Genomic DNA, 16,032 nt, shown 5'->3' on the forward strand with positions numbered 1-16,032 from the left:
AAGAGCTCAAGTTAACCCGCGCCACGCCGGGTGTTCATCCGGTGGAAACGGGCTGTGTATTCGCCCCCGGCAGGGTGGGCCTATGACTGATATCTCACGCCGCACCATCGTCAAAGGTTCCGTCCTCGCAGCAGCGCTGGCGGCCGCGCCCGCCGCCGCGAACGCCAGCAGCTTCCGGGCCGGCCGGTCCGGGATCCCCCTGGTCCGGAACCGCCTTACCCTGCCCAGCGGCATCGCCACCGGCGACGTCACCTCGGATTCCGCTGTGCTCTGGTCCCGCGCCTCCGCCGCTGGCCGGATGACCGCCACCTTCCGCGCCGTGGACGACGGCGGCACTGCACTGAGCGGGCGGGGTGCCTTCGAACGCACCCTCCGCGGTCCCAGAGCCACCCAGGCGTCGGACTTCACGGCCAAAATCCACGCCAGCCACCTCCCCGCCAACACCCGCTTCGCGCTGGAGATCAGTTTCGAGGACGACGGCGGCGCGGCCGGGGAAACCGTCAAGGGAACCTTCCGCACGGCACCCGACGCCGGGACCTTCAACGGCGAGGGACGCACCGGCGGTGACCTCCCGCGGTCATACGCCCAAAGCTTTGTCTGGACCGGCGACACCGCCGGCCAGGGCTGGGGCATCAACGAGGAGATCGGCGGCATGCGCGGCTACCGGGCCATGCATAACACCCGGCCCGACTTCTTCATCCACTCCGGCGACACCGTCTACGCCGACGGCCCCATTGCCGAAACCGTGGTGGAGAAGGACGGGCAGGTGTGGCGCAACCTGGTCACCGAGGAGATCTCCAAGGTGGCCGAAACGCTCACCGAGTTCCGCGGCCGGCACCGCTACAACTCCCTGGACGCCAACATGCGCGCCATGTTCGCCGACGTCCCGGTGATCGCCCAGTGGGACGACCACGAGACCCACAACAACTGGTACCCGGGCCAGATCATCGACGACCCCCGCTACACCGTCCGCGACGTCAACACCCTCGCAGCGCGTGGCCGGCAGGCGTGGCAGGAGAACATGCCCATCGCTGACAGTTCCGCGCTGTGGCGCCCGGGAACGTTCGACGACGGCGGGCACTACCAGCCGGCCCGCATCTACCGGAAGATCCCCCGCGGTCCTCAGCTGGACGTGTTCTGCCTGGACATGCGCACCTTCAAGTCACCCAACACCGACGGCAAGGAGGCCCACGCCACCTCCATCCTTGGCCAGGAGCAGGTGGACTGGCTGATCCGCGAGGTTTCCAAGTCCAAGGCGACCTGGAAGGTGATCGCCGCGGACCTGCCCTTGGGCATCATCGTCCCGGACGGCCCTGTCAATGAGGAGAGCGTCTCCAACCGGGATCCGGGCGCTCCACTGGGCCGTGAACTGGAGATCGCCGGGGTGTTGAGCGCGTTCAAGCGCAACCGGGTCAAGAACGTGGTGTGGCTGACGGCCGACGTGCACTACTGCGCCGCCCACCACTACTCCCCCGAGCGTGCGGCGTTCACGGACTTCGATCCGTTCTGGGAATTCGTGGCCGGGCCCATCGCCGCCGGATCCTTCGGGCCGAACCCGATGGACGGGACCTTCGGCCCCGAGGTGGTATTTGCCAAGGCCGGACGGTTCCCTGGCGAATCACCGCGCGACGGCGAGAACCAGTTCTTCGGCCACGTCCAACTGGGCGAGGATGACAGCTTCATCGCTAGCCTGCGGAACGCCAACGGCGCCACGCTCTTCTCGCAGGTGCTGACGCCGGAGCGGTGAGGACGGCCGCCGTCGGGAGTTGAGATGGCCCCCGGCTCAATGCCGGGGGCCACCGTATCGGGAGGGTCACCCGCAGACTGCCGATGCGCTATCTGGCGCTGTGGCGTGCCCAAACGGCTATTCGCCCTCAAGAGGCAGATGAAAAAGAAACGCGTCCGGATCCTCCCGGTAATGCCGTTCTAGCACCGGGCGGGGGACGTTTCAAGGGGTTCCGGCGGGTAACTTTGGCTGCCTGCCCAGCCCGCCCCGTTGATCTATCACTTAGAGTCGCTTTGCCCCGGGTTTAGGAACCATAAGTGATAGATCAACCGAGGCGGGAAGGGGCCGCGCTACCCCGGTAGCGAACGGCCGCGCCGTTGTCCGCGCGGCTCTATATATTGAAGGCATGACCCAGACTCCGCTGCAGGATTCCGCCAACTCTTCCGCTGCCCCTGCGCCCGCCGCACCGCCCGTCGCCAAGAAGGTCCCGCACGAGCGTACGCACCACGGGGACACCTTCGTGGACAACTACGAGTGGCTGCGCGATAAGGAATCCCCCGAGGTCGTGGAGCACCTGAAAGCCGAGAACGCCTACCAGGAGGCGGTCACCGCGCACCAGGAGCCGCTGCGCGAGGCCATCTTCCAGGAAATCAAGGGCCGCACCCAGGAAACAGACCTGTCTGTCCCAAACCGCAAGGACGGCTGGTGGTACTTCAGCCGCTCGGTTGAGGGCAAGGAGTACGGCATCCAGTGCCGCGTCCGCGCCCAGGACTCCGGCAACCCCGTGGCCGATTGGACTCCCCCCGCGGTGCAGGCCGGCGTCGAGATCCCCGGCGAGGAAGTCCTGCTGGACGGCAACATCGAAGCCGAAGGCAAGCCGTTCTTCTCCGTGGGCGGATCGGCTGTCACCGTGGACGGGAACCTCTATGCCTACGCCGTGGACAACGCCGGCGACGAACGTTTCACCCTTCACATCAAGGACCTCCGCACGGGCGAACTCCTGCCGGACGTCATCGAGAACATCTTTTACGGCGTCAGCTTCTCCCCCGACGGCACCCGCATTTTCTACACCGTGGTGGACGATTCGTGGCGCCCGTACCAGGTCAAGTCCCACGTCCTGGGCACCCCCGTCACCGACGATGAGGTGATTTACCAGGAGGACGACGTCGCCATGTGGCTGGGCTTTGAGCTCTCCTCTGACAGGCGTCACCTCGTGCTGGGCATCGGCTGCTCCGAATACAGCGAGACCCGCCTGCTGCGTTTTGATGACCCGACGTCGGCCCTCACCACGGTGATTTCGCGGGACGAGCGCGTCCTCTATGAGGCCGAACCGTTCCTGCTCACCGGTCCTGACGGCGAAACGTCAGAGCGCATCCTGCTCACCCACAACCGCGGTGCCATCAACTCCATGGTCTCCCTGGCGGACCCGGCCGAGCTCGCCAAGCCGCTGGCCGAGCAGCACTGGATCACCGTCGTCGAGCATTCCGACGACGTCCGCGTCAACGGTGCCGGCGTCACCTCCACGCACCTGATTGTCTCCGTCCGCAAGGACACCATCGAACGCGTCCAGGTGATGGGATTGGCCGGCCTCGGTACGCCCGCTCAGGAAGCCCCGGTGGAACCGGCGTTCGATGAGGAGCTCTACACGGCCGGCGTGGGCGGTTCGGACTACGAGGCGCCGGTGATCCGGCTGGGCTACACGTCCTACTTCACGCCGTCGCGCGTCTACGACTTTGTGCTGCCCACCCCGGCTTTGCCGCTTGGTGAGCTGCTGCTCCGCAAGGAAAGCCCGGTGCTGGGCGGCTACTCCGCCGGCGACTACGTGGCCACCCGCGAATGGGCCGACGCAGCGGACGGCACGCGGATCCCCCTGTCTGTGCTGCGGCACAAGAGCGTCAAACAGGATTCGACGGCGGCTGGCCTGGTCTACGGGTACGGCTCCTACGAACTGAGCATGGACCCCGGTTTCGGCATCGCCCGGCTATCACTGTTGGACCGTGGTGTGGTGTTTGTGATCGCGCACATCCGCGGCGGCGGCGAGCTGGGCCGGCACTGGTATGAGGACGGCAAGAAGCTCACCAAGAAGAACACGTTCACCGACTTTGTGGACGCCACCGACTGGCTGGCCGCCTCCGGGTGGGTTGATCCGTCCCGGATTGCGGCGCTGGGCGGTTCTGCGGGCGGTCTGCTGATGGGTGCCGTGGCCAACCTGGCGCCGGAAAAGTATGCAGCGGTGGTGGCGCAGGTGCCGTTTGTGGATGCCCTCACCACCATCCTGGACCCGGAGTTGCCGCTCTCCGCTCTGGAGTGGGAGGAATGGGGCAACCCCATCACGGACCCGGAGGTGTACGCCTACATGAAGTCGTACTCGCCGTACGAGAATGTGCATTCAGTCGCGTACCCCAAGGTGGCCGCGGTGACCTCGTTCAACGACACGCGCGTGCTATACGTGGAGCCCGCCAAGTGGGTCCAGGAGCTGCGGAACAGGACCACCGGCACGGAGCCTGTGGTGATGAAGATCGAGATGGACGGCGGCCACGGCGGCGCGTCCGGGCGCTATGTCCAGTGGCGCGAGCGGGCGTGGGACTACGCCTTCCTCGCCGACTCCCTCGGCGCCAAGGACCTGCTGCCCGGGGCTGGCCTCAAGTAGCCCATCGGATTCCTGGATCTCGCTTCCCATCCGCTCCCTCACCGGGCCGAATCCGGTGGTTGAGCTTGTCGAAACCCGGATCCCGCGACTCAGCCGTCATCCCGGCCGTATTCGGGGTGCTCGGCCAGAAGTTCGGCCAGAGTCTCGAGGTTGGCATGGACGGTGCGGGACTGGGCTTTTTCCACAAACCGGTCGGCGAGTTTGCCGAATACCCCGCCCAGTCCCGACGCGGCGTCGATCCGGTAGTTCAGGCGGGTGCCGTCGCCTTCAGGTTCCAGGACATTGGTGACAGTGAATTCCAGCTTTCCTTCCACCGAGCGGGATACAAAGCGGGTTGGAGGCTGGAATTCGATGACCTCCGTTGTCCAGTCGAATTTCCTGCCCACCACCTTGCTGGCGCCCTTGACCCGGGTGCCGACTGCAACAGGCTCGGTCCCGACCGTTTCGGCATGGACGGCCGAGGAGTCCCAGACTGGAATGTTTTCGCCCTTTGACAGGAAATTGAAGACTTCCTGTGGCGGGCGGGCGATGTAGACAGTTTCTTCCACGACAGGCATTGGATTCTCCTCAGACACGCCTGTTGCCAGCGCGGCATGGCCGGCAGCTAGGCACAACGCCAGTTTGGCCTTGACCCAGCAGGCAGTCAATGGCGTCCGGAAACCTCCGGTGGGCTCAGCTCCGCGCAGTCCATTCTTCGGCGAGGATCGCGTAGACCAACTCGGTGGCCCACTGGTTTTTGTAGTGCCATTTGTCCACAAACCTGGCTTCCAACCGCATGCCCAGCCGTTCGCACAGAGCCGCGGAGGCGGTATTCAGGGCGTCGAGCCTTGCCTCGATCCGGTGCATCCCCAGCTCCTCGAATCCCAGCTTCAGCACCGCATCCGAGGCCTCGGCCCCGTAGCCCTTGCCCCGCGCGGCTGGTGCCAGGGTCCATCCGACTTCGCCCTGGCCGCGCCCCGGAAGCCACTTCAGCACCACTTCGCCCAGCAGTCCCGGCGATCCCTTCGCTGCGATGGCCAGGCAGACCCAGTCGCTCTCCTTCTCGAAGACGAAATTGGCGTACTTGCCCACGGACTCCATGCACTTGTTGTAGCTCTTGGCCTCCCCCGGCAGGAAGCGGGCCGTGTCGGGCAGCGAATGGTAGGCATGGAAGGCGTCCAGGTCCGCAGCTTCGAACCGGCGCAGGATCAACCGCTCGGTGCGGAGGGGCAAAGTGATATCAGGCATGGACTGAGGCTATGCCATGGACCCGGAGTGGACGACGGCGGCAGTCGCCTCTGCGATGGCGCGCTCCTCGTCGGTGGGCACCACCAAAACGGGGATGACGGACGCAGCCGTGGAAATCACCCGCGGCTCCTTGGACCGCTGACTGTTCAGGCCGGCGTCGAGCTCTATCCCCAACGCACGCAGCCTTTCAGTCACCAGTGCGCGGAACTGGTGCGAGTTCTCGCCGATCCCCGCGGTGAACACAAGTGCCTTGGCCCCGCCGACGGCCACATGGTAGCCGCCGATGTACTTTGCCAGCCGGTAGGACGTGACCGCGAGCGCCATTGAGGCCTTGGCGTCGCCAGCCTCTGACGCCTCCACCACCGAGCGCATGTCGTTGTTCCCAGCGAGCCCCTTCAGCCCCGATTCACGGTTGAGCATGGTGTCGATGTCCTCCGGCGTCCACCCGATCCGGCCGAGGAATACCAGGATGGAGGGATCAAGGTCGCCTGAGCGGGTGCCCATCACCAGGCCCTCCAACGGAGTGAAGCCCATGGACGTGTCCACCGAATGACCACGGCTGATGGCCGTGACGGAGGCACCGTTCCCCAGGTGGGCGATCACGCCGTCGAACTCTTCCATGGGAAGATCCAGCAGCGCGGCGGCGCGCTGCGTGACGTACTCGTGCGAGGTGCCGTGGAAGCCATAGCGGCGGATGCCGTGGTTCGTGTAGAGCTCGTCCGGGACGGCGTAGCGCCATGCGTGCTCCGGCAGGGTGCGGTGGAAAGCGGTGTCGAACACCGCCACCTGCGGCAGGTCGGGCCACTTCCTGCTGATGGCTCGGATGCCCAGGACGTTGGCGGGGTTGTGCAGCGGCGCAAGCGGATTGAGGCGCTCGATGGCACGGGTGATCTCGTTGTCGATCAGCACCGGCTCGGCGAACCGCTCGCCGCCGTGGACCACACGGTGGCCCACCGCCGCCAGCTCGAGGTCCCCGAGCTCGGCATGGATCGCGGCATCTACCTGTACCAGCGCCTCGGCATGGTCCCGGGGGCCCTCGATTTCGCCGTCGCCATCACCGCCGTTCCCCATGCCGATCTTCTCGATCAGCCCCTCCGTCAGCACAATGCCGGCGGCCACGTCACGGACCTGGTACTTGAGCGAGGACGAGCCGGAATTAATGACAAGCACAAGCATGGGGCCTCCTGAAGCCTTGGTACCGCGTGCACAGCTGACGAGGTGGTGCTGGAGCCTGGCGCAGCGCCCCGGAATCCACTCTATAAGTTGCCCCTTGGATACTTCGATTGCAAATGATAATGATTCTCATTAGAGTGATCGGCATGCATATCACTGTCATCAGCTCCCTGGACGCCCTGTGCCGCCAGCAAGCCTGCCAAGACGCGGCTGCGGCCAATCCCGGCGCCGTGGTGGTCCTGCACGACCTGCTGGAGAACGGCGTGGTCATCCGCAGGATTTTCAGCCAGTCCAGGCTCCTGGTGAGCACCCAAACGCAGTTGGAACACGGTTGCTTAAGCTGCGCCGTGCGGCTGGACCTGGCGCCCACCATCCTCCTGGCGGGGGTGGACCTGTTTCCGGCCGACCCCGCCCTGAGGGTTCGCGGTGTGCAGCTTGTGCGGGAACGTCCGCTGCCCCCTGAGCGGTTCCGGCACGCCCTGGCATCCCTCGCGGAGGGCTGCTGCTGATTGCGGGGCCACCTGTGGATCGCCGCCGCACCGCAGTGCCGGATCGCCATCCAGGGCATCGGCCCGCGAGTCTGGCTCGAAAATACCGGACCGCGGCTGGCCGGTCTCACCGACCCTTTCCAGCTCGACCCCGCCCCGAACTGAACGGCCCGGCTACACGCTGCCCAACCGGTCAAATCGCCACCCACCAACCGCCACCAACAACAAGGAGCAAGCCCATGAAAGTCAGAAATTCCCTCCGCGCCCTGAAGGAGGTTCCCGGCGCCCAGATCGTCCGACGCCGGGGCCGGACCTTTGTGATCAACAAAAAGAACCCGCGGATGAAGGCCCGTCAGGGCTGAGGCTGCGGACCGGCTCACCCCGCTATTGCCGCTGCGCAGGCCACCCCGTTGCGCAAGCCGCGGCAGGCGCTTAGAGTCGGCGGACACGTTGCACTACGCAGAGAGGGACTTCCATGCCGAACGACACCACTCAGCCCGACAACACCGAACCCGACACCGCGGAATCTGACACGGCAGGCACCAAGGACCCCACCGGCGTCGAGGGTGCCAACCCGGCCCTCGACGACACCGGAAGCCCCAAAGCCGGCGAGGTGGGTGACGCTCCGGAGCAGCCCGAGGATCCGCAAAACCTGGACCTCACGCCCGAGGGCCTCTCCGATGAGCCGGCCAAGCAGGAAGACCCGGACAGCGTGGCCAAGCCGGAAAACAGCTAAGCCAGCGAGCTGGGACCGGCGACGGCGGCACCCAGCCCGGGTGCCGCCGTCGGGCGTTAACCCTGGGGCGTGGGCACCTGCGCCTGGATGGCCGTGATGGCCACTGTGTTCACGATGTCCTCCACGGTGCATCCGCGCGAGAGGTCGTTGACCGGCTTGCGCAGGCCCTGCAGGACGGGCCCGACGGCGACCGCCCCGGAGCTCTGTTGCACCGCCTTGTACGTGTTGTTGCCGGTGTTCAGATCCGGGAAGATGAACACGGTCGCCTGCCCTGCCACGGACGAGCCGGGCATCTTGGAGGCCGCGATGGAGGCGTCTACGGCGGCGTCGTATTGGATGGGGCCCTCGATGGCGAGATCCGGGCGGCGTGCACGCACCAGTTCGGTGGCCTGCCGGACTTCGTCCACGGCCTCGCCGGAGCCCGAGCCGCCGGTGGAATAGGACAGCATGGCCACCCGCGGCTCCACCCCGAACTGGACCGCCGTTTCGGCCGAGGCGAGGGCGATGTCCGCGAGCTGCTCCACGTTGGGAGCCGGGTTCACGGCACAGTCGCCGTAGACCAGTACCCGGTCCGGCATCAGCATCAGGAACACGGAGGACACGATCTTTACGCCGTCGCGCGTTTTCACGAACTCCAGCGCGGGGCGGATGGTGTGCGCCGTGGTGTGCGCGGCGCCGGATACCATGCCGTCCACCACGCCCAGCTGGACCATCATGGTGCCGAAGTAGCTGCCGTCCTGCATGATTTCCAGTGCCTTTGGCAGGTCCACGCCCTTGTGCGCGCGCAGCTCGGCGTACTTTTCCGCGAACCCCTGCCGCAGTTCCGAGGTGGCCGGGTCCACGATGTTGATCCCGGCGAGGTCGATGCCGTTGGCCGCCGCCAGCTCACGGACCTGCGAATCCGGTCCCAGCAGGGTGAGGTCGCAGACGTCGCGGCGGTGCAGGATTTCGGCGGCCTGCAGGATCCGGACGTCCGTTCCCTCCGGCAGCACCACGTGCCGGCGCTGCCCCCTGGCCCGTTCGATGAGGTCATGCAGGAACCGCAGCGGAGTCATCCGTTCCAGGCGCGGCAGGTGGAGGCGCTCCACGAGCTCAGCCTCATCCACCCGTCTGGACCACAGGCCCAGCGCGGAAGCCACCTTGCGGCGGTGCCCGGACCAGATCTCGCTGCGGACCTCGGAGACGCGCTTGGCCGTGGTGTAGGTGTCCTCGCTCGCCGCGAACACAGGGAACGGGGCCTGCGCCAGGAGCGGGTAGATGTTGGCGTCCGGGGACAGGCCGCCGGTCAGGATCAGCGCAGACGGCACCGGGAATTCCGGCGAGAACGACGACGCCAGGCAGGCCACCATCACGTCGGCGCGGTCGCCGGGAACGATCACCAGGGCGCCCTCGTCCAGCACGTTCAGGAAATTGCCCACGTTCATGGCGGCCACCTTGATGTCCCGGACGTCGCGTTCCATGTCCGCGAGGCCGGCAATCTGCCGCACGCCAAGGGCCGCCGCAACCTCGCCGGTGGTAGGCCGGGCGATCTCCTCCAGCTCCGGCAGGACGTACACGGGCCGGCTGGATGCACCGGGCTTGATCTCCGCGGCGATCTCCGCCACCAATTCAGGGTCCGCGCGGTTCACCATGATGGCCAGCAGCGTGCACTTTTCGGCCGCCAACTCCTTGCGGGCAACCTCGACGGCGGCCGCGGCCTCCGCGACGCTGAGCCCCTTGGCGCCCACCACGGCAACCACGGGCGCGGCCAGGTTGTTGGCCAGCCGGGCGTTGAGGTCAAACTCGACGGCGGCGTCCTGGCCGGTGAGGTCCGTCCCCTCCACGATCACTACGTCGCAATGCCTGGCGATCTCGGCGAAGATCTCCACGCAGCGCGCATCGATGTCGGCGCGTTTTCCGCCGGCCAGGAGGGCCCGCACCTCGGCAGACGTCAGCCCGCCCCGGCACCGATCGTCGTCAAGCGCGAAGCGTGATTTCATCAGGGCAACCATGGGGTCCTCGGCGGCATCCGGGCCGTGGACCACCGGTTTGAAGAACCCGATCCGGTCCGCGTGCCGGTGGAGTGTGTCCGCGAGGCCCAGAGCCACGAGCGATTTGCCCGATCCCGGGGTGGTCGCGCTGACGTAGATGCCTTTGGCCATGGTCCGCCCTTTGCTGTGCGTGGTGCCGGTATCTCCATCCTTGCACTTTCCGGGCCCGCCACAGGGCACCTGAAACCGCCGCGCCCTTGACATCGGACCTGCATCTGGGATTACCTAATGAACATTCGGTAAATAAAGCTGGAGGCAATGACGCATGGCTGAAGCAGCACTCTCTGGGGCCACCCACCCCATCTTGGAAAACGACTATGCCTCCGAATGGATGGGCATTGAAGTCCTCGCCGTCAGCGACGGGCACGCCACTATCCGCATGACACTCCGGCAGGAAATGCTCAACGGCTTCGGCATGGCGCACGGCGGAATGATCTTCGCCTTCGCCGATTCCGCCTTCGCCTTGGCCTGCAATCCGGTTAACCCGACGCCGGGAGAGATCAACAACATCACCGTTGCCGCCGGCGTGGACATCAACTTCCTGAAGCCCGCCTACCGCGGCCAGGTGATCACCGCCGTCGCGGACCGCCGGTCCAGCTCGGGCCGCAGCGGCCTGTACGACATCCAGATTTTCGCGGCCGACGGCGGTGCCCAGCCCGATTCGCTACCCAGTTCCGGCACGCCCGGGGAACTCATTGCCGAGTTCCGCGGACGCAGCCGCACCATCCCCAAGAAGTAGGAAAACCATGACCCTCCACGCCCCCGAAACTCCCGTACCGCAGGCACCTGCCAATGCCATCCTGGACCGCGAGGAAACCATCTCCCGCGATGAGCTCGAGGCCCTCCAGCTCACCCGCCTGCAGCACACGGTCGCCTACGCCTACAGCCGGGTGCCGCTGTACAAGCGCAAGTACGACGCCGCCGGCATTCACCCTACGGACCTGCGCGAACTGAGCGACCTCGGCAACTTCCCGTTCACCACGAAAGAAGACCTGCGCGCTGAGTACCCCTTCGGCATGTTCGCCGTCCCCCAGAGCGAAGTAGCCCGCGTGCACGCGAGCTCCGGCACCACGGGCCGGCCCACCGTCGTCGGCTACACCAAACAGGACCTGGCCGACTGGGCCAAACTCGTGGCCCGCTGCCTCCGGGCGTCCGGCGTCCGGCCCGGCATGAAGGTCCACAACGCCTACGGCTACGGCCTGTTCACCGGCGGACTGGGCGCGCACGCCGGCGCGGAAGCGCTGGGCTGCACCGTGATCCCGATGTCCGGCGGGCAGACCGAACGCCAGATCCAGCTCATCCAGGACTTCGCGCCGGACGCCATCCTGGCCACGCCCACCTACCTGCTCACCATCGCCGACGCGATGGCACACACGGGCATCGACCCGACGTCCACCTCCCTCAAGTACGCGGTCCTGGGCGCCGAGCCGTGGACGCAGGAGATGCGGCACGAACTCGAAGTGACCATGAACATCAAGGCGTGCGACATCTACGGTCTGTCCGAGGTGATGGGCCCGGGCGTCGCCGGGGAAGCTGTGGAAACCCAGGACGGCAGCCACATCTGGGAGGACCACTTCCGCCCCGAAATCATTGACGCGTTCAACCCCACGGTGGGCAAGGAAAACGTGCTGCGCGATGGCGAACACGGCGAACTGGTATTCACCTCGCTCACCAAGGAAGCCCTGCCGATCATCCGCTACCGCACCAAGGACCTCACCCGCCTCCTGCCCGGCACGGCCCGCCCCGCGCACCGCCGGATGGGCCGCATCACCGGCCGCAGCGATGACATGATTATCCTGCGCGGCGTGAACCTCTTCCCGTCCCAGATCGAGGAGATCGCGCTGCGCATCCCCGAACTCAGCCCGCACTTCCAGCTCGAACTCACCCGCCCCGAAGGCCAGCGGATGGACCAGCTCACAGTCAGGATCGAACGCCGGGACGCCGTCACCCCCGAGCAGAGCACGACGGCGGCGCGCGCCCTGCAGGAACAGATCAAGATCCATGTGGGTTCTTCGTGCGCCGTTGACGTGGTGGACCCCGGCTCGCTGGAGCGGTCAAACGGGAAGTTGCGCCGGATCTACGACCTCCGGCCCAAGGCATAGGGCCCGCCACCTTCCCGCGCGAGGGGGTCGCTTGGGGTCCCGGCCTGCGGGTCTGCTGCGCCGCTGCGGGAATTACCGAACGTTCATGGGAAAATAGCAGGTATGCCCACTACAGCAGCCCCCAACAAGCGCGGCCGTCCCGGTTACGACCAACAGTCGGTGCTGCTCATCGCCGTCGACGTCTTTAACCGGCACGGCTATGACGCCACGTCCATGGGAATCCTCGCCGAGAACCTGGGCATCTCGAAATCAGCCATTTACCACCACGTGCCGTCCAAGGGCGACCTCCTGAAGCTCGCGCTCGACCATGCGCTGGGCGGCCTGGAATCAATCCTCGAACAGCCCGGCGCGCAAAGCGGCGCGGCGGATGCGCGGCTGGAATTTGTCCTGCGGCAGACCGTGGCGGTACTCGTAGAGCGGCTGCCGTTCGTCACGCTGCTCCTGCGGTTGCGGGGCAATACTGACATTGAGCGCGACGCCCTGGAACGGCGTCGCGCGTTTGATCACGAGGTGGCCGCCCTCATTTCCGCAGCCCGCGACGAAGGATCGCTGCGCCAGGACATCGATCCGCGCACCGTCACGCGCCTGCTGTTCGGGACCATCAACTCAATTGTCGAATGGTACAAACCGGGCGGCTCCCTCACACCGGAGAAACTGGCCGACGACGTCATCACCATCGCGTTCGACGGGCTCCACGCGCAGCACTAGGGTTTCGACAAGCTCAACCACCGGGCGGTCAGAGCTGGTATTCGGCCTGCATACCCAACGTCTCGTGAACGCAGAGGATGTTGTGCTCCGTGTCCATGAACCAGGCGCATTTCTCGGAGTCCGTGGTGCAGATGTGGTTCTCGGTCTTGAGGTTGGGCAGGTCGTAGTCCTGGAACCGGACGCCCTTGGCCTCCATGTCCTGCACGATCCGCTCAATGTTTCGCACCTCGAAACTGAGGGCGGTGTGCTCGGAGTGCTTCCCGTCCGAGACCGGCAACAACTGCAGCATCGGGCCGCCGTCGCTACCGAGTAATTCGCTTCCATTGTCCGTCATTCCGCGGTGCGGGAGGCCCAGTTTTTCGGTGTAGAAACTGCGGGCGCGCGCTGCGTCATCGACGGGCAGGATGGTTGTGGCTGTGCTCATGGCTAGGTTCATTTCGCCACCTCCTACGGTGGAAAGTTTACGCCGCGGCAACCCGGAAAGATCCAAACGGGGGCTACTTTTCGACCAGGGTGAGGACGTCGTAGGTGGCTACAATCTCGTCGTTCTGGTTGGTCAGGAGCGCGTCCCAGGCCACCTCGCCGTATTCGTCCGTTTCGCGCGGCGTGATCTTCTTTGCCGTCAGGGTGACCCGGATGGAATCCCCGGCAGCCACGGGTGTGATGAAGCGGAGGTTCTCCAGGCCGTAGTTGGCTAGGACCGGGCCCGGCGCCGGTTCCACGAACAGTCCGGCGGCCCAGCTCAGCAGCAGGTATCCGTGCGCCACGATGCCCGGGAAGAACGGGTTGGCTTCGGCCGCTTCCTGGTTGGTGTGGGCATAGAAGGTGTCTCCGGTGGAGTTGGCGAACGCCGTAATGTCCGCCAGGGACACTTCACGCAGGCCGGACCGGACGGCGTCGCCGATCCGCAACGAAGCCAGCGGCTTCCGGAACGGGTGCGTCCCCTCGGTCTCCATAGTGAAGTTCCGGTCCGCCCCGGTGTGCCAGAGGCCGGTGACGGCGGTGAGCATGTTGGGCGAGCCTTGGATAGCGGTGCGCTGCATATGATGCATGACCGAGCGGATGCCGCCCAGTTCCTCGCCGCCGCCGGCGCGGCCGGGGCCGCCGTGGACCAGATGCGGGACAGGGGACCCGTGGCCGGTGGAGCTGCGGGCATCTTCACGGTTGAGCATCAGGACACGGCCGTGGTGCGCGGCGATCCCGGTGACCAGTTCGCGTGCTACGGCCGGATCGTTGGTGCACACCGATGCCACGAGGGAGCCGCCGCCCCGGGTGGCGAGCCAGACGGCGTCGGGCAGGTCCTTGTATCCGATCACGGAGGCTACCGGGCCGAACGCCTCCAGCGAGTGGATCGCGTCGGTCTCTGCGTCAGCCCAGCTCAGCACCACCGGCGACATAAAGGCACCGGCATCCACTACACCCGTGGTACCGCCGGCAGAGGTGACCGACGGCGAATCGAGCGTTCCGTACGCAAGCTCACCGCCGGCGTCGAGCATTGACTGCACCGCGGCGCGGACGTCGGCGAGCTGCTCAAGCGACGCCAAAGCGCCCATGGTGACACCGTCGGCGCGGGGATCCCCCAGCACTACACGCTCGTCCACCCGTTTTCCAATGGCGGTGATCACCGCCGGCACCAGCTCCTGCGGGACGATGGCGCGGCGGATGGACGTGCACTTCTGGCCCGCCTTGACCGTCATTTCGGTGACCACGGACTTAATAAAGGCATCGAATTCCGGCGTGCCCTCCACCGCGTCGGGCCCAAGGATGGCGGCGTTGAGGGAGTCCGTTTCGGACGTGAACCGGACGCCGCCCTGCACCACGTTGGGATGCGATTTCAGGGACAGCGCGGTGTACGCGGAGCCGGTGAAGGCCACCAGGTCGCGGTAGTCCAGCACGTCCAGGAGGCCGCGGACGGAACCGGAAATGAGCTGCAGCGAGCCCTTGGGCAGGATGTTGGATTCGATGATCGCCTTCACCACGGCCGCCGCCACGTACCCGGTGGGGGTGGCCGGCTTGACGATGGTGGGGACCCCTGCGAGGAAGGCCGGCGCGAGTTTCTCCAGCATGCCCCAGACCGGGAAGTTGAACGCGTTGATCTGCACCGCAACACCGGGAATGCGCGTGTAGATGTGCTCGGCCACGAATGAACCGTCCTTGGACAACACCTCCATGGGACCGTCCACCACCACGTGCGAATTTGGCAGCTCGCGCCGGCCCTTGGAGCCGAACGTGAAAAGGACGCCGATGCCGCCGTCAATATCGATCATCGAGTCGATCTTGGTGGCACCGGTCTGGGCCGAAAACGTGTAGAAATGCTCGCGCCGGGCATTCAGGTACTGCGCCAGCTCCTTAAGCTTGAGCGCGCGCTGGTGGAAGGTCAGCTTGCCCAGTTCAGCCTGTCCCGTGGTGCGGCCGTAATCCACGACGGCGGCAAGGTCCAGGCCGTCGGTGCTCACCTTGGCCAGGACTTCCCCGGTGCTCGCATCCCGTACGGGGACAGCCGAAGCTGCCGAACCGGGGTCGGGAGTCCACCAGGAATCCTGGACAAAACTGGGAACGGTCTGGGCTGTGTCGACTGTGGCTTCGGCAGTGGTGGTCATCGTTGACGGGTCCTTCCAACACGGGGACAAACGGGGCCACGGCTTTACTGACCGTCCGTTCGGTAATATGTCTACAGTACATGACTGTGCCGTACTGCACACTGGAAGTTCAGCCTCGACAAAGGAGACCCATGAGCGCCCTATCCCCCGACGCCGGTGCGCCGGACGCCACCGCCCATGGTGCTGCCCCGTGGAAGATCGTCCTCGGCGAACTCGACGAGAAGATGGGTGTGAAGATCCTGGAGGAATCGGTCCAGCGCGTGGTGGCCACGATGCCGGTGGAGGGCAACAGGCAGTCGTTCGGGTTGCTCCACGGCGGCGCGTCCTTGGCGGTGGGCGAGGCTGTGGGCTCCTGGGCGGCCGTGATCCACGCCAGTACGTTGGGAAAAACTGCCGTGGGCGTGGACGTCTCAGCGACGCATCACCTCTCGGCGCGCGAGGGGCAGATCACTATCACCGCGACGCCCATCCACCTCGGCGGCACCCTGACCACGCACGAGGTCCTGATCACCAACGACGCCGGTCAGCGCCTCTGCACGCTGCGCATCACCAACCTGCTGATGAAGCCAAAGGAATAACCCTCCCACCCCCG

15 protein-coding genes are annotated in these 16,032 nt (G+C 66.0%); 9 read left to right on the forward strand and 6 right to left on the reverse strand.

The genetic code is table 11. The features are described from left to right. The first annotated feature begins 82 nt into the window (after positions 1-82). Both ACQCSV_RS16650 and ACQCSV_RS16655 read left to right on the forward strand, forming a co-directional pair. Entirely contained in the window at positions 83-1,747 is a 1,665-nt protein-coding gene (locus ACQCSV_RS16650) for an alkaline phosphatase D family protein (protein ID WP_426938847.1), read from the forward strand. Between the two features lie 385 nt (positions 1,748-2,132). After that, positions 2,133-4,376: a S9 family peptidase gene (locus ACQCSV_RS16655; RefSeq protein WP_354155247.1), complete on the forward strand. Its 2,244-nt coding sequence runs from the start codon at positions 2,133-2,135 to the stop codon at positions 4,374-4,376. An 89-nt stretch (positions 4,377-4,465) separates the two neighbouring features. On the opposite strand, the gene ACQCSV_RS16660 is transcribed toward ACQCSV_RS16655, so the two are convergent. The 3 genes from ACQCSV_RS16660 to ACQCSV_RS16670 all read right to left on the reverse strand — a co-directional run bounded on the left by ACQCSV_RS16660 (position 4,466) and on the right by ACQCSV_RS16670 (position 6,779). Continuing rightward, on the reverse strand, positions 4,466-4,933 hold the full coding sequence (locus ACQCSV_RS16660) for an SRPBCC family protein (RefSeq protein WP_354155246.1): 468 nt from the start codon (positions 4,931-4,933) through the stop codon (positions 4,466-4,468). A gap of 115 nt (positions 4,934-5,048) precedes the next feature. Beyond that, positions 5,049-5,603, reverse strand: coding sequence for a GNAT family protein (locus ACQCSV_RS16665; RefSeq protein ID WP_354155245.1), 555 nt, complete (start codon positions 5,601-5,603; stop codon positions 5,049-5,051). Positions 5,604-5,612: 9 nt separating this feature from the next. After that, positions 5,613-6,779 (reverse strand): acetate kinase, encoded by a 1,167-nt coding sequence (locus ACQCSV_RS16670; RefSeq protein ID WP_354155244.1) that lies wholly within the window; start codon positions 6,777-6,779, stop codon positions 5,613-5,615. Positions 6,780-6,922: 143 nt separating this feature from the next. Between ACQCSV_RS16670 and ACQCSV_RS16675 the strand changes: the two genes are divergently transcribed. The 3 genes from ACQCSV_RS16675 to ACQCSV_RS16685 all read left to right on the forward strand — a co-directional run bounded on the left by ACQCSV_RS16675 (position 6,923) and on the right by ACQCSV_RS16685 (position 8,000). Further along, on the forward strand, positions 6,923-7,285 hold the full coding sequence (locus ACQCSV_RS16675) for a hypothetical protein (protein ID WP_426938848.1): 363 nt from the start codon (positions 6,923-6,925) through the stop codon (positions 7,283-7,285). A gap of 218 nt (positions 7,286-7,503) precedes the next feature. Further along, complete coding sequence (gene ykgO, locus ACQCSV_RS16680) at positions 7,504-7,626, forward strand: type B 50S ribosomal protein L36 (RefSeq protein ID WP_354155315.1); 123 nt, start codon at positions 7,504-7,506, stop codon at positions 7,624-7,626. A gap of 113 nt (positions 7,627-7,739) precedes the next feature. Beyond that, the gene (locus ACQCSV_RS16685) at positions 7,740-8,000 is read left to right on the forward strand and encodes a hypothetical protein (RefSeq protein WP_354155243.1); all 261 of its coding nucleotides are present in this window, start codon (positions 7,740-7,742) and stop codon (positions 7,998-8,000) included. 56 nt (positions 8,001-8,056) lie between these two features. On the opposite strand, the gene pta is transcribed toward ACQCSV_RS16685, so the two are convergent. After that, complete coding sequence (pta, locus tag ACQCSV_RS16690; RefSeq protein ID WP_354155242.1) at positions 8,057-10,141, reverse strand: phosphate acetyltransferase; 2,085 nt, start codon at positions 10,139-10,141, stop codon at positions 8,057-8,059. A gap of 154 nt (positions 10,142-10,295) precedes the next feature. Here pta and ACQCSV_RS16695 point away from each other — a divergent pair, with 154 nt between their 5' ends. From ACQCSV_RS16695 to ACQCSV_RS16705, 3 genes are all read left to right on the forward strand, one after another. Next, the gene (locus ACQCSV_RS16695) at positions 10,296-10,769 is read left to right on the forward strand and encodes a hotdog fold thioesterase (RefSeq protein WP_354155241.1); all 474 of its coding nucleotides are present in this window, start codon (positions 10,296-10,298) and stop codon (positions 10,767-10,769) included. A 7-nt stretch (positions 10,770-10,776) separates the two neighbouring features. Beyond that, on the forward strand, positions 10,777-12,132 hold the full coding sequence (locus ACQCSV_RS16700; RefSeq protein ID WP_426938849.1) for an AMP-binding protein: 1,356 nt from the start codon (positions 10,777-10,779) through the stop codon (positions 12,130-12,132). 102 nt (positions 12,133-12,234) lie between these two features. Next, positions 12,235-12,840, forward strand: coding sequence for a TetR/AcrR family transcriptional regulator (locus ACQCSV_RS16705; protein ID WP_160673990.1), 606 nt, complete (start codon positions 12,235-12,237; stop codon positions 12,838-12,840). 28 nt (positions 12,841-12,868) lie between these two features. Here the strand turns inward: ACQCSV_RS16705 and ACQCSV_RS16710 are convergent, their stop codons facing one another. After that, positions 12,869-13,264, reverse strand: coding sequence for a VOC family protein (locus tag ACQCSV_RS16710; RefSeq protein WP_426938850.1), 396 nt, complete (start codon positions 13,262-13,264; stop codon positions 12,869-12,871). Positions 13,265-13,337: 73 nt separating this feature from the next. Further along, positions 13,338-15,440 (reverse strand): phenylacetic acid degradation bifunctional protein PaaZ, encoded by a 2,103-nt coding sequence (paaZ, locus tag ACQCSV_RS16715; protein WP_426938851.1) that lies wholly within the window; start codon positions 15,438-15,440, stop codon positions 13,338-13,340. Positions 15,441-15,571: 131 nt separating this feature from the next. Between paaZ and ACQCSV_RS16720 the strand changes: the two genes are divergently transcribed. After that, entirely contained in the window at positions 15,572-16,018 is a 447-nt protein-coding gene (locus tag ACQCSV_RS16720; protein ID WP_426938852.1) for a PaaI family thioesterase, read from the forward strand. The last annotated feature ends 14 nt before the right edge of the window (positions 16,019-16,032 follow it).

This window comes from Pseudarthrobacter sp. S3 (assembly GCF_050156905.1).
GTDB lineage: Bacteria > Actinomycetota > Actinomycetes > Actinomycetales > Micrococcaceae > Arthrobacter.